This window comes from Mesorhizobium sp. M7A.F.Ca.US.014.04.1.1, assembly GCF_003998745.1.
GTDB classification, from domain to species: Bacteria; Pseudomonadota; Alphaproteobacteria; order Rhizobiales; family Rhizobiaceae; genus Mesorhizobium; species Mesorhizobium ciceri.
Window position 1 is genome coordinate 1 of sequence record NZ_RZRW01000107.1, and the last position, 12,954, is coordinate 12,954.

Below are 12,954 nucleotides of genomic sequence, written 5' to 3' on the forward strand. Positions count from 1 at the left end.
ACACCATAGCGCACGACAATTTCCAGATAACCATTGTGGAAGACGTTTAAGATCATGGGATGATAGGTTCTGTTCTCCCACTCGGTCAGCCAGCTGGAACTGGCTCCGAAGATCGGGTGGCGTTTCCAGATATCGATCGCATCCGCCCACAGCATCAGCCTTTCCTTGGCTGCAAGCGGAACCGCATCGCTCGCGATGGCGCGGTCGAATGCGGGAAGGACGCCATGCCTGAACACATCCGGAACCAGGGTTTTGACGAAGGTCATGGTGTCGCCGGCGGTGGACGAGAAGATGTTGTGTGTTGCGACAATGCCGGCCGCCACGATCGCCAGCACGCCACCCGAAACCAACAGTTCGCGGCGATGGCCTCTCGCCAGGGTCATGACCGTCAACAGGAGCAGCGCAAGCGCAAGCGCAAGCCACACGCCCTTTGACCGCATCTCGATGATATTGACGACGGCAAGCAGCAGGACGGCTGTCGACAGCGCCCAATAAAGGTTCTTGGTTGCTTTCCCGAGGTCCGTTCTCTGGGCCGTGTAAGCCATGAATTGCAGCGTGCAGAGGAAGATGAAACCGGCCGCCACCGACGCGTGGATGGGATTGTTGAAAAGCCACGGGGCCGGTTGGATATCCTGAAACATGTTCGAACAGGCGGTGTCCGCCGCCAGGAAGACAAGACTGAGGATCATGAACCAGAGGACCAGCCGTGCGGGCTGCCTGACAAACAGCAGAAAGGCGAATCCGGTCGTCGCATAGAACAGCGGAAACATGTAAATGCCTTCGGCGCCACCCAACTGGTGGGTGCCGAAATAGACGATCGCCAGTCGGATGAAGACATAGAGCGACCAGCCCAGACACAGGAAGCCGACCCAACCGATCAGTGGTTTGCTGTAGGTCCACAAATCCACCCTGAACCAGCGGATGACCGCGACCAGGGCCAGCGCCAGGCCCGCATAGCGGTAGGTGTCTGCCTCGCGCCACACCGCGGAAACCATGGCGAGAACGGCGAGTGCCGCAAGCAACAGAAGCAAGGTGTGGCGCGGCGCGTTGTCCTTGGCATAGTCCAGGGTATCTCGCGGCAAAGGGGGCCGCAGCAGGACGTGATGCAGGCGGCGCAGCTCGTCACTGGCCCGCAACACCCCGGCACGTAGCCGGCTCGGCCCCCCCAACCTTGCGGATTTGTAGCTTCCCGAGGGACCGGCTATGCCGGAGATCTCGCTGCTGGCGGCGAAGCCAAGCACGTTTTGGCGGGCCGAATAGACCTTCAGACCGGTATCCCAAAAGCGTTCGAGCGCGACGTCCCATGGCATTTTCATGACGGCGAGCGCCGACAACAGACCCTGCGCGCCCTCCCGCGTCACCAGATAGGCGGCGGCCGAGCCTTGCGGGCCATGCAGCGCACGACCGATCTCGTCGCCTTCCGCCGTCTCGACGGCGCGCATGAAGAAGCTGATGCGATGGTTGATCAGTTTGATGACGTCGAAATCCGGCACCGCCGCGATGACGGCCTCGATGCGCCGCATGGTGTCTTCGCTGAAGAGGACGTCGTCCTCGACGATCAGGCCATGGGCGCTGCCACCGGCCACGAACGTTTCCAGCGCCTGGATATGGCTGCGGTAACAGGCATATTCGCCGGAAAGGATGTCGCGCCCGCTCAGCTTGCGTGCGGCTGGCAGATCGATCTCCGTCCAGGCCTCTTTGGCAAGCGCATGGCCGTCGACGGCGGCAATGCGCTGCAAGGTCAGGCCTGCCGCTTCGGCGCTGGCGAGCAATTCGCTCCAGCGCTGGGTCTCGCGATCGAGGTTGATGGCGAAGATAGGAAGGTTCATTGAAGTTCCATGTTGAGCCGCCACCCACCCGGCCGACCTATGTATGGAAAGAAGGAGATGTTCAAGGCGACACTATCCAGATCATGTGCAAGACCTGAATTTGCCGCGACGGCTTTGGCTCATCTGAATTTATGACACAATCGAACTGTTAGCCGATCGGCTTCATGGAAGATCGCAAAGGTACTCTCGGTCCTAAGTGTCCGGAACGGACCTGAGCGGGATGGCTGGGGCGCCAGGATTCGAACCTGGGAATGTCGGTACCAAAAACCGATGCCTTACCACTTGGCGACGCCCCAATTGCCGTCAGAGTCGCTTGTGCGGCGCGTTATTAGCAGAGCAGCCAAAAAGCACAATGCCCCATGAATGGTGGTGAGAACGCCTGTTTGGGCAGCAAAAGCAACGCCACCAGACGGCACCAGCTGGCTATTCGGACCACACCGCCATCTCGTTGCCGGCCGGATCGGCAAAGTGGAAACGGCGGCCGCCAGGGAACGCGAAGATCGGTTTGACGACCGTGCCGCCGGCGTTTTCGACAGCCTCGAGGGTCGCCTCCAGATCCCTGCTGTACAGCACCGGCAGCGGCTTCGATGGCGCTTCGGCGGCGTCGGCCTGAAAACCCCCGTCCAGGCCTTCGGCAAAGGCCGAATAGGTCGGCCCATAGTCAGTGAACGACCAGGCAAAGGCGGAACTGTAGAAGGCCTTCAGCCGGTCCAGCGTTCCGCCCGTAGCCGGCATTTCCAGATAGTCGAGTTTTCCGGACAGTTTCATAGCCACCTCTTTGTTCACTGTATGTTCTACTCCAGAATCCCCGGCATAGCAAACCTTTTTGCCGCATCCTGAGGCACGGCTTTGCTTAATCGATTGTAGTGGCCGGGCGGCTTTGCCGACGCCTTGCCTTTCGCACTGCAGCATCATATCGCTCCAAGGGCGGACCGGCGGAACTTTCCGTTTCGCCAATCTTTCCAATCTCCTGCAACCGGAGAGCGATGCATGACCAAATGGGTTTTCACCTTTGGCGATGGTGCGGCGGAGGGCCGTGCAAGCGACAAGAATCTCCTGGGCGGCAAAGGCGCCAACCTAGCCGAGATGTGCAGCCTGGGGCTGCCGGTGCCGCCGGGCTTCACCATCACCACGGAGGTCTGCAACGCCTACTACGCCAACGGCCGTATTTATCCGGCCGGGTTGGAAGCCGATGTCGCGGTCGCGCTCGATCACATCGGCCGGCTGACCGGTCGTCGGTTCGGCGACCCGTCGAAACTGCTGCTGGTGTCGGTGCGTTCTGAGGGACACCGTCCTCAATCTCGGCCTGAACGACGAGACGGTCGAGGCGCTGGCCGCCGATTCCGGCGATGCGCGCTTTGCCTATGACAGCTACCGCCGCTTCATCCAGATGTATTCCGATGTCGTCATGGGTCTCGACCACGAAGTGTTCGAGGAAATCCTGGAGGACCAGAAGGGCGGGCTCGGGCACGAGCTCGACACCGAACTGACGGCGCTCGAATGGCAGGGCGTCATCGCGCTCTACAAGGCCAAAGTCGAGGAAGAGCTTGGCAGGCCGTTTCCGCAGGATCCGCATGAGCAGCTCTGGGGCGCGATATCAGCCGTGTTCTCGAGCTGGATGAACAACCGCGCCATCACCTATCGCCGCCTGCACGATATTCCCGAAAGCTGGGGCACGGCGGTCAACGTCCAGGCCATGGTGTTCGGCAATATGGGCGAAACCTCGGCCACCGGCGTTGCCTTCACGCGCAACCCATCGACCGGCGAAAAGATGCTCTATGGCGAGTTCCTGGTGAACGCGCAGGGCGAGGACGTCGTTGCCGGCATCCGCACGCCGCAGAACATCACCGAAGCGGCGCGTATCGCAGCAGGCTCGGACAAGCCGTCGCTGCAGAAGCTGATGCCTGACGCGTTCCAGTCCTTCGTCACCATCTCCGATAGTCTGGAGAAGCACTACCGCGACATGCAGGATCTCGAATTCACCATCGAGCGCGGCAAATTGTGGATGCTGCAGACCCGCTCCGGCAAGCGCACCGCCAAGGCGGCGCTGAAAATTGCCGTCGAGATGGCGCGCGACAGGCTCATCACGAAAGAGGAAGCCGTTGCCCGTATCGACCCGGCCTCGCTCGACCAGTTGCTGCATCCCACCATCGACCCCAAGGCCGCGCGCGACGTCATCGGCATCGGACTGCCGGCCTCGCCCGGTGCCGCTACCGGCGAGATCGTCTTTTCCTCAGCTGACGCCGAGGACTTGAAGACACAAGGGCGCAAGGCGATCCTAGTGCGCATCGAGACCAGTCCCGAAGACATCCACGGCATGCATGCGGCGGAAGGCATCCTGACCACGCGCGGCGGCATGACCAGCCACGCCGCGGTGGTGGCGCGCGGCATGGGCAAGCCTTGCGTCTCGGGTGCCGGCTCGCTGCGCGTCGACTATAGGGCCGGCACGCTGCTCTCGATGGGGCAGACCTTCCGCAAAGGCGACATCATCACCATCGATGGCGGCAACGGCCAGGTGCTGAAGGGCGCGGTTGCCATGCTGCAGCCTGAACTGTCAGGCGATTTTGCCGCCATCATGGAATGGGCGGACGCGGTGCGGCGCATGAAGGTGCGCACCAATGCCGAAACACCGCTCGATGCGCGCATGGCGCGCTCCTTCGGCGCCGAAGGCATCGGGCTTTGCCGCACGGAGCACATGTTCTTCGACGGCGACCGCATCGTCGCCATGCGCGAGATGATCCTGGCCGACACCGAAAAGGACCGGCGCGCCGCACTCGCCAAGCTTCTGCCCATGCAGCGCTCGGATTTCCTCGAACTGTTCGAGATCATGGCCGGCCTGCCGGTGACGATCCGACTGCTCGATCCGCCGCTGCACGAATTCCTCCCCAAGACCGAGGCTGAAATCGCCGAGGTCGCCGCCGCCATGAACGTGTCGCCCGACAAGCTCAGGCAGCGCACCGAGGCACTGCACGAGTTCAACCCGATGCTCGGCCATCGTGGCTGCCGCCTGGCCGTCTCCTACCCCGAGATCGCCGAGATGCAGGCACGGGCCATTTTCGAGGCGGCCGTGGAGGCCGGCAGGAAGGCCGGCGCCCTGGTGGTCCCCGAGATCATGGTGCCGCTCGTCGGCCTGGTGAAGGAACTCGACTACGTCAAGGCGCGCATCGATGCGGTTGCCAAGAGCGTCATGGAGGAAACCGGGGTCAAGATCGACTATCTCACTGGCACGATGATCGAGCTTCCCCGCGCCGCCATCCGCGCGCATGTCATTGCAGAATCAGCCGAATTCTTCTCCTTCGGCACCAACGACCTGACCCAGACGACCTTCGGCATCTCGCGCGACGATGCGGCCTCGTTCCTGGAAACCTACCGCCAGAAGGGCATTATCGATCAGGACCCGTTCGTCTCGCTCGACATCGAGGGCGTCGGCGCACTGGTGCGCATGGCCGCGCAAAAGGGCAAGGCGACGCGGCCAGACATCAAGCTCGGCATCTGCGGCGAACATGGCGGCGATCCGGCCTCGATCCGCTTTTGCGAAGAGGTCGGCCTCGACTACGTGTCCTGTTCGCCCTATCGCGTGCCGATCGCCAGGCTGGCGGCAGCGCAGGCAGCGGTGCTGGTTGCGAAAACAGGCCGCGGATAGGATCCATCCAGCTTACCGTTTTGTAAGACAATTCACGCGAACGTGCTGGCCGCGCCGCGTAATCTCGACATTGTTCCTGCCCAATTTGCGGCCATCCGCAAATTGCTCCCGGAAACAGATGCTGCAGATCTCTCCCGCGCCGCTCCGCTCGATCCTGGTCATTCAAACCAAGTTCATAGGAGATCTCGTCCTCGCCTCGGCGCTCGCCAAGAACCTGCGGCTCGAATTCCCCGGCGCCAGCATCGTCTTTCTGTGCGAGGCCCGCTTCGAGAGCTTCGTGATCGCCCATGGTATCGCTTCCGAGGTGGTCGCATTCAGGCGCGACCGCATGCGCGGCACGCCCTTGGAGCGCGGGAAGGAGCTCTACGCCATGGTGCGGGCGTTGCGCCGCTTCCGCTTCGACCTGACCATCGACCTGACCGATTCGAAGACGTCGCGCATCCTCACCGGGCTCGTCCACGCAAAGACCCGTGTCGGATACAATCCCTCCGAAAGACCCTTGCGTATGCTGGAGCGGCAGCCCGCCAACGTCCTTGCCAAGCCCTACGGCTTTGATGGCCAGCATTTCCTGTACCGCTACCTCTCGCCGCTCGAAGCGCTCGGCATTGAACTTCGCACGGTGATTCCGAACCTTCAGCCGCTGCCATTGGAGATGGCGAAAGCATTGGCGCTCCTGGATAAACACCATCTGCGGCCAAATGCCTTCATCGCCGTGCATGCGGGTGCAAGCTTCGAGGGGCGACGTTGGCAGCCGGAGCGGTTTGCAGCAGCGATCGTCGAGATTGCCGGCGAGACCGGCCTGGACGTCGTCCTGGTGGGCGGCCCGGACGAGCGCGAGATCGCCGAACGCATCGTCGCCAGGACCGCGCCGCCGGTCGTCAATCTCGTCGGTGACCTGTCGCTTGAAAGCCTGCTGGCGGTGCTGAAACAGGCCCGGCTGTTTCTCGGCAATGAGAGCGGCCCGATGCACATGGCGGCAGCCACTGGGACCCCGGTTGTCGGGCTGTTCGGTCTGACGGAGCCGTCGCGCTGGGGTCCCGTCGGCGTGCCCAGCATCTCGCTCCAGCCGCCGATGCCTTGCGCCTGCATGGCCGAGGACCTTTGCCGCGCGCCGGATCCCAGCAAGGCATGCTGCGTCTGGGGCCTGGAAGTCAAGCCGGTGGTCGACGCGGTGCGCGAGGTTCTTTCGCGCACCGAAATGCAGCTGGAATGCGTCATCTGAGATCATGGGTCGCATGCACGACTCTCGACGCGGTGGAATGACCCCTTCGCCACAGGCACGGTCACATTGTCGCGTGGAGCGCTTTTCTGCTATGCATCATCCTGATTTCCGCCTTCATGCGGGTCTTTGGGATGCCTGCTTGAAATGACGGGTCAGGAAATCGGTTTGATGCGCCTGCTGCAAAAAAATCTCTGGATGATCGCCATGTCGTTGGCGATGGCATCCGCCGGCCATGCCGCGCCGCTCGTCGAGCCGACGCTGCACATCAGGCCGCAGGCGAGCGGCGCCGGCCGTGTGGCACTCACGCTCGATGCCTGCGGCGGACAGACCGACAGCCGGATCCTTTCGGCGCTGGTGGACAACAAGATCCCCGCCACCATTTTCGTGACCGGCATCTGGCTGAAGCGAAACGCCGCCGCCGTCGAGATCATGCGGGCGCATCCCGATCTGTTCGAACTGGAAAATCACGGCGGTCACCACATCCCGGCGGTCGACACGCCGCGGAAAATCTACGGCATCCGCAGCGCCGGCAGCCCGGATGCGGTGCTGGCCGAGGTCGAATCGGGGGCCGCCGCTCTTGCCGGGACCGGCGAGCCGGCGCCGAAATGGTTTCGTGGCGCAACCGCCGAATACAGCCCGTCGGCAATCGCCATGATCCGCAAGCTTGGCTTCAAGGTCGCGGGATTCTCGATAAACGGCGACGGCGGCTCCTTGCTCGGCGCCAAGGAAACCGCGCGGCGCATCGCGGCGGCCAAGGACGGCGACGTCATTATCTCGCATATCAACCAGCCGACCCATGCGGCAGGCGAAGGCGTGGTGCAGGGGCTGCTGGCGCTCAAGGCCAAGGGCTTGACCTTTGTGCGGCTCGACGATGCCGAGGGCATCGGCAATAACGGCACCACGGAGTGAGTGGCCAGCCGAGCGTATCCCGCTTCGGCGTTGGCTCAGTCCGGTTTGGCTTCGATCGTGACCTTGCTGGCGTAGAATGCGCCGTGGTTGCCGATTTCAGCCATCTCGTCGAAAGGCCGTTCATAGGCCCACATGGCGTTCTGGCCGGTCTCGCCGGCAGGCAGCACGCTCCAATAGCTTGCATCGCCCTTGTAGGGGCAATGGGTCGAGTGGTCGGTGCGGCCAAGCTTGCCGAAATCGATGTCGGCGAACGGAATGTAGAAGGCCGCCGGATAGGGAGCTTCGGTCAGCACCTTGGCCTTCGCTGTTGAAGCGATGACCACGTCTCCGGCGCGCACGGTAACGGTGCCGGCATAGGGCTCGATGGTGATGATTTTGTCCGGGTTGCGTTGGAAACCGGGTGCGGGGTTGGCGATCTGATCCATGCGGCGGCTCTCCTTGCGTCGACTTTGAGATGTGTCGCGCAAACGCATTGTTCAAGGCCTGCCGTCGCCATGCAACACGCAAACACCTGCCCAGGCCGGCACTGCCGGATCGCGCCTCCGAATATCCTCGATACTTGTCGTCAGCTGTCAGGCAGCGGCCTTGAACACGTCCATGAGACCCGCATAGGCGGCAGCAATACCGGCGACCGGGTTGCTGCTTCTCGATACGGTCTGGACCTTCAGGGAACCACCGCCGGTCGGCAAGGTGAGCAGCAGGAACTGGCGGTTTCCGCCATCGCCGACTGACGCGGCTGCGACGTGCTGGTCCTCGCCCTGGTTCTGGACGCACATCTTGAACAGCAACGTGCCGCCGACCGCTTCCAGCGCGCCGCCGACAACTTCAACAAATTCATCTTCGGAAACAGTCTTTGTGTCCGGCACCAGATCGGCCAGACTTTCGGCAAGCGTACTCTCGAGAGCCTTGTCGTCGAGCTGCGCGTCCATGCGAACCTCTTTCAGTCGCCAATCGCACCCCTTTGCCCGTTAACGAAGCTTAACGCCGACGATGGCCGGATTGTGGCGGTTGTTCCCAATGCAGTGCTCGGCCGTATTGGCGGCTGGACAATCCGTCGGTTCGCTCCACAATGGGACAAAAAGCACAACGCAAAAGCGTGAGGGAGGACCGAATGCTGGGACTGATGCAGGAATGGCCGCTGCTTTGCCATAAGCTCATCGACAATGCCGAGCGGCAGCATGGCATGCGCGAGATCGTGTCACGCTCGATCGAAGGGCCGATCGTGCGCACCACCTACGCCGACATCCATCGTCGCGCCCTGAAGGTCGCCCAGCGGCTGGAGCGCGACGGCTATGGGTTGGGCGACCGCATCGCGACGCTGGCCTGGAACACCGCCCGCCACATCGAGGCCTGGTACGGCATCATGGGCATCGGCGCCATCTACCACACGCTCAATCCGCGGCTGTTTCCCGAGCAGATCGTCTGGATCATGAACCATGCCGAGGACAAGGCAGTCTTCGTCGACCTGACTTTCGTGCCGCTGCTCGAGAAGATCGCCGGCGCCGTCAAGTCGCTGAAACAGGTGATCGTGCTGACCGACAAGGCACACATGCCGCAGACGACGTTGCCCAATGTGGTCGCCTATGAAGAGTGGCTTGACGAGGCGGATGGCGACTTCGCCTGGAAGACCTTCGACGAAAGCACCGCCGCAGGCATGTGTTACACCTCCGGGACCACGGGCGATCCCAAGGGCGTCGTCTACAGCCACCGTTCGAACGTGCTGCACGCCATGATCGCCGCCATGCCCGACGCCATGGGGTTGTCGTCGCGCGACACGATCCTGCCTGTCGTGCCGATGTTTCACGCCAATGCCTGGGGCCTTGGCCAGAGCGGGCCGATGATCGGCGCCAAGCTGGTCATGCCCGGCTGCAAGATGGACGGCGCCTCGATCTATGAACTGCTCGATACCGAGAAGGTGACCTTCAGTGCGGCCGTGCCGACCGTCTGGATGATGCTGCTGCAGCATCTGGAGGAGACCGGCAAGAAGCTTCCCTATCTCAATAAGGTCGTCATCGGCGGCTCGTCCTGCCCGCGCGCGATCATGACGAAGTTTCAGCAGAACTACGATGTCCAGGTCATCCATGCCTGGGGCATGACCGAAATGTCGCCGCTCGGCACGCTGTGCACCCTGAAGCCGGACTATGCTGGTCTTGAGGGCGAAGCCCGGCTCGATGTCCAGCAGAAACAGGGCTATCCGCCGTTCGGCGTCGAAATGAAGGTGACCGACGACGACAACAATGCGCAACCCTGGGACGGCAAGACATTTGGCCGCCTGAAAGTGCGTGGGCCGGCCGTTGCCCGTGCCTATTATGGCGGCGCCGGCGTGGAGCAGTTCGACGGGGACGGCTGGTTCGATACCGGCGACGTCGCCCACATCGACGCGGGCGGCTATATGCAGATCACCGATCGTGCCAAGGACGTCATCAAGTCCGGCGGCGAATGGATTTCGACCATCGACCTCGAGAACCTGGCTGTCGGTCACCCCGATGTCGCCGAGGCGGCAGCCATCGGCGTCCACCATTCGAAATGGGGCGAACGGCCGCTGCTGGTCGTCGTCCGCAAACCGGGCAAGGAACCGAGCAAGGCTGATATTCTCGACTTCATGGACGGCAAGGTGGCCAAATGGTGGATGCCGGACGATGTCGCCTTCGTCGGTGAAATTCCGCACACCGCCACCGGCAAGATCCAGAAGATCACCTTGCGCCAGCAGTTCAAGGATTATCGCCTGCCGACGGATTGACGCGATGTCGCATGTTTCGGCTTCATGGCATCGCAAAAAGGTTCTAAGTCTCCGTTCGGGTTGGGGTGGTGCGGCAATCGATGGCAAGTATTCCTGAACGGCAAACGTCGAGGGCGGCCGGATGGTCGCGGCGCACGGCCGCTTTTTCGTTGGTGCTGCTGCTGACGGTCTTTGTCGGCCATCGCTTCGATCTCGTCGAAACACCTGTCTTTCTGTGGGTGCTCGGCATTGTCGCGCTGCTGGCGGCGATGGCGCTGTTGTTTGCCGGGTTTGCCTTTTCGCGGCTCTGGAATTTCGGCGACCGCGGCGGTCGCGACCTGACGGTCGGCGCGCTGCTGGCGCTGCTGGTGCTCGCACCCTACGGCGTCGCCGCCTACTGGGCGACGATCTATCCGCCGCTCAGGGACATCTCGACGGATTTCGACGAACCGCCGGCGCTCGACGTGAGCGACCGCAAGAAGGATATGAACGTGCTTGCGCCGTCGACGCCTGGGGAACAGCGGCTGCAGACCGATAGCTATCCGCTGGTCAGCGCACGCAGCTACGACCTGCCGTTCGAGACTGTCGTCAATGCCGTCGAAACCGTACTCGACCGGCGCGACTGGGATCTATCGGAACCCTATCCTGATCTCGCCGGGCAAAGCGAGGTGACCATCACCGCCGTCGCCAAGGGCTTCGTGATCGGCCTTCCCGCCGATGTGGCGATCCGCGTGACGGACGATGGCGATACGGTCATCGTCGACATGCGGTCGGCGTCCCGCTACGGTCGCTACGACCTTGGCGACAATGCCGCGCGTATTGTCGATTTCCTTGCCGAGCTCGACCAGGAAGTCGCCGGTCAGGTTGGCGCCGCGCCGGCCGAGTGAGGCACGGGCACTTGGCAGTGGGCTGCGTTGCCTATCCGGCCGGCGTGAAAATGCCGTCGATGGCCGGTGCGGCATCGGTCACAACCAGACCGCGCGCCGTCAGATCCTCGAGATGGGCAAGCACCGACAATCCGGCGGCGCCATGCAGCCGCGGATCGGTATCCCTGTAGATCGCCCTGACCATGTCGGGAATCGTCCGGTCGCCTTCTCTGACCCGCTCCAGGATGGCTCGCTCGCGCATCTTGCGGTGCGTCTTCAGCCCGCGCATGAAAGCGCGCGGTGCCGTCACCGGCCCGCCATGTCCGGGCAGCAGCAAGCGGTCCTCGCGGTCGATTAGACGGTCCAGCGAGGCCATGTAATCGGCCATCGCTCCATCCGGCGGGGCGACGATGGAGGTTGCCCAGGCCATGACATGATCGGCCGAAAACAGGATGCCGGTTCCTTCCAGCGCGAATGCCGCATGATTGGCGGTGTGGCCCGGGGTCAGAACCGTCCTGATCGACCAGCCGTCGCCATCGACCGCCTCGCCGTCGGAAAGGGCGATGTCGGGAACGAAAGCCATGTCTGCACTGGCGTCGAGCGCATTGGTCTCGCCGATGTGCAGGGCTCTTGCCGGCCGGTGCGGCCCCTCGGCCAGCACGATGGCGCCGGTGCGCTCTTTCAGCCGGGCCGCCAGCGGGGAGTGGTCGCGATGCGTATGGCTGACGAAGATATGGCTGACTGGCCGGCCTGCGATCACTTCGAGCAGGGTCCGCAGATGCGCCTCGTCATGCGGCCCCGGATCGATCACCGCCAGCGTATCGCGGCCAATTATGTAGCTGTTGGTGCCGTGAAAGGTGAAAGGGCTTGGATTGCGGGCCGTGATGCGCTGGACATCGGGCGCGACGCTCACCCCCTGGCCATAGAGGGGGTCGAAGCCGGTCTCGAACTTCAGTGCCATGCATCGGTGCCTTGTTTGGGGAAACGGCAAAACCGATTGCCGCATAACACGCAAGCCAATATAGGAGGATGTGAGGCCGCGAACATCTGGTAGCGGCAATCGGATTGGGGAAATACCATGGCAATTGCAACTACGATGCGTCCGCTTGTTTCTCTGGCTCTGCCGCAAAGCGGCGCGGCGCGGCTGGCAACGCAGCTTTTCCTGGCCATCGCCGGAACGCTTGTGCTGACACTGTCGGCCAAGACCAAGGTGATGCTCGGGCCGGTCGACATTTCGATGCAGACGCTGGCCGTGCTGCTGATTGCCGCCGCTTTCGGCATGCGTCTCGGCGTCGCCACCCTGCTGCTCTACATGGCCGAGGGCGCCATGGGCTTCCCCGTCTTCCAGAGCACGCCTGAAAAGGGTCTCGGCATTGCCTACATGCTCGGCTCGACCGGCGGCTATCTCGCCGGCTTCGTGGTCATGGCGGCCATTGTCGGCTGGGCGGCGGATCGCGGCTGGGACCGCCATCCGATCAAGCTTTTCAACGCCATGCTGGTTGGCGAAGTCGTCATGATGGCGATGGGCTTTGCCTGGCTGGCGCTGCTCATCGGTCCGGAAAAGTCGTGGCAGTTCGGCGTCGTGCCGTTCATCGTCGGCGACCTGATCAAGGTGGCTCTCGCGGCAAGCCTGGTGCCGGCCGTCTGGACGCTGCTCAAGCGCGGCTGAAGCCCGAGCAGACCAGCGGCTTGAGCAATCAAGCCTTGGCTGGCGTGGGGTGATTGGCGGATTTCAGCGTGGCGTCTGCCAAGTAATCACACTTAGG

10 protein-coding genes, 1 tRNA gene and 1 pseudogene are annotated in these 12,954 nt (G+C 62.8%); 6 read left to right on the plus strand and 6 right to left on the minus strand.

The window, feature by feature from the left end:
- The 3 genes from EOA22_RS10075 to EOA22_RS10085 form a co-directional block, all read right to left on the minus strand.
- Positions 1–1,829 (minus strand): glycosyltransferase family 25 protein (locus EOA22_RS10075; RefSeq protein WP_164755351.1); only part of this gene is annotated, 1,829 nt, incomplete at its 3' end.
- Positions 1,830–2,050: 221 nt separating this feature from the next.
- A tRNA-Gln gene (locus tag EOA22_RS10080) sits at positions 2,051–2,125 on the minus strand.
- Positions 2,126–2,252: 127 nt separating this feature from the next.
- On the minus strand, positions 2,253–2,597 hold the full coding sequence (locus EOA22_RS10085) for a VOC family protein (protein WP_013532745.1): 345 nt from the start codon (positions 2,595–2,597) through the stop codon (positions 2,253–2,255).
- A gap of 222 nt (positions 2,598–2,819) precedes the next feature.
- Between EOA22_RS10085 and ppdK the strand changes: the two are divergent.
- The 3 genes and pseudogenes from ppdK to EOA22_RS10100 all read left to right on the plus strand — a co-directional run bounded on the left by ppdK (position 2,820) and on the right by EOA22_RS10100 (position 7,603).
- Positions 2,820–5,472 (plus strand): annotated as a pseudogene (gene ppdK, locus EOA22_RS10090) (pyruvate, phosphate dikinase).
- 118 nt (positions 5,473–5,590) lie between these two features.
- Positions 5,591–6,694 (plus strand): glycosyltransferase family 9 protein, encoded by a 1,104-nt coding sequence (locus EOA22_RS10095; RefSeq protein WP_013532743.1) that lies wholly within the window; start codon positions 5,591–5,593, stop codon positions 6,692–6,694.
- Between the two features lie 168 nt (positions 6,695–6,862).
- Entirely contained in the window at positions 6,863–7,603 is a 741-nt protein-coding gene (locus tag EOA22_RS10100) for a polysaccharide deacetylase family protein (protein WP_013532742.1), read from the plus strand.
- Between the two features lie 35 nt (positions 7,604–7,638).
- On the opposite strand, the gene EOA22_RS10105 is transcribed toward EOA22_RS10100, so the two are convergent.
- Positions 7,639–8,028, minus strand: a complete 390-nt coding sequence (locus tag EOA22_RS10105; protein WP_013532741.1) for a DUF427 domain-containing protein — start codon at positions 8,026–8,028, stop codon at positions 7,639–7,641.
- A gap of 147 nt (positions 8,029–8,175) precedes the next feature.
- Entirely contained in the window at positions 8,176–8,532 is a 357-nt protein-coding gene (locus EOA22_RS10110) for a hypothetical protein (protein ID WP_127389950.1), read from the minus strand.
- A 182-nt stretch (positions 8,533–8,714) separates the two neighbouring features.
- Here EOA22_RS10110 and EOA22_RS10115 point away from each other — a divergent pair, with 182 nt between their 5' ends.
- Both EOA22_RS10115 and EOA22_RS10120 read left to right on the plus strand, forming a co-directional pair.
- A complete protein-coding gene (locus tag EOA22_RS10115; RefSeq protein ID WP_063167687.1) occupies positions 8,715–10,343 on the plus strand; it encodes a fatty-acid--CoA ligase in 1,629 nt (542 codons plus the stop codon).
- Between the two features lie 80 nt (positions 10,344–10,423).
- Positions 10,424–11,209, plus strand: a complete 786-nt coding sequence (locus EOA22_RS10120; protein WP_013532738.1) for a DUF1499 domain-containing protein — start codon at positions 10,424–10,426, stop codon at positions 11,207–11,209.
- A gap of 31 nt (positions 11,210–11,240) precedes the next feature.
- Here EOA22_RS10120 and EOA22_RS10125 read toward each other — a convergent pair whose 3' ends face one another.
- The gene (locus EOA22_RS10125; protein WP_013532737.1) at positions 11,241–12,149 is read right to left on the minus strand and encodes an MBL fold metallo-hydrolase; all 909 of its coding nucleotides are present in this window, start codon (positions 12,147–12,149) and stop codon (positions 11,241–11,243) included.
- Positions 12,150–12,266: 117 nt separating this feature from the next.
- Here EOA22_RS10125 and EOA22_RS10130 point away from each other — a divergent pair, with 117 nt between their 5' ends.
- A complete protein-coding gene (locus EOA22_RS10130) occupies positions 12,267–12,857 on the plus strand; it encodes a biotin transporter BioY (protein ID WP_027164125.1) in 591 nt (196 codons plus the stop codon).
- Positions 12,858–12,954 lie beyond the last annotated feature (97 nt).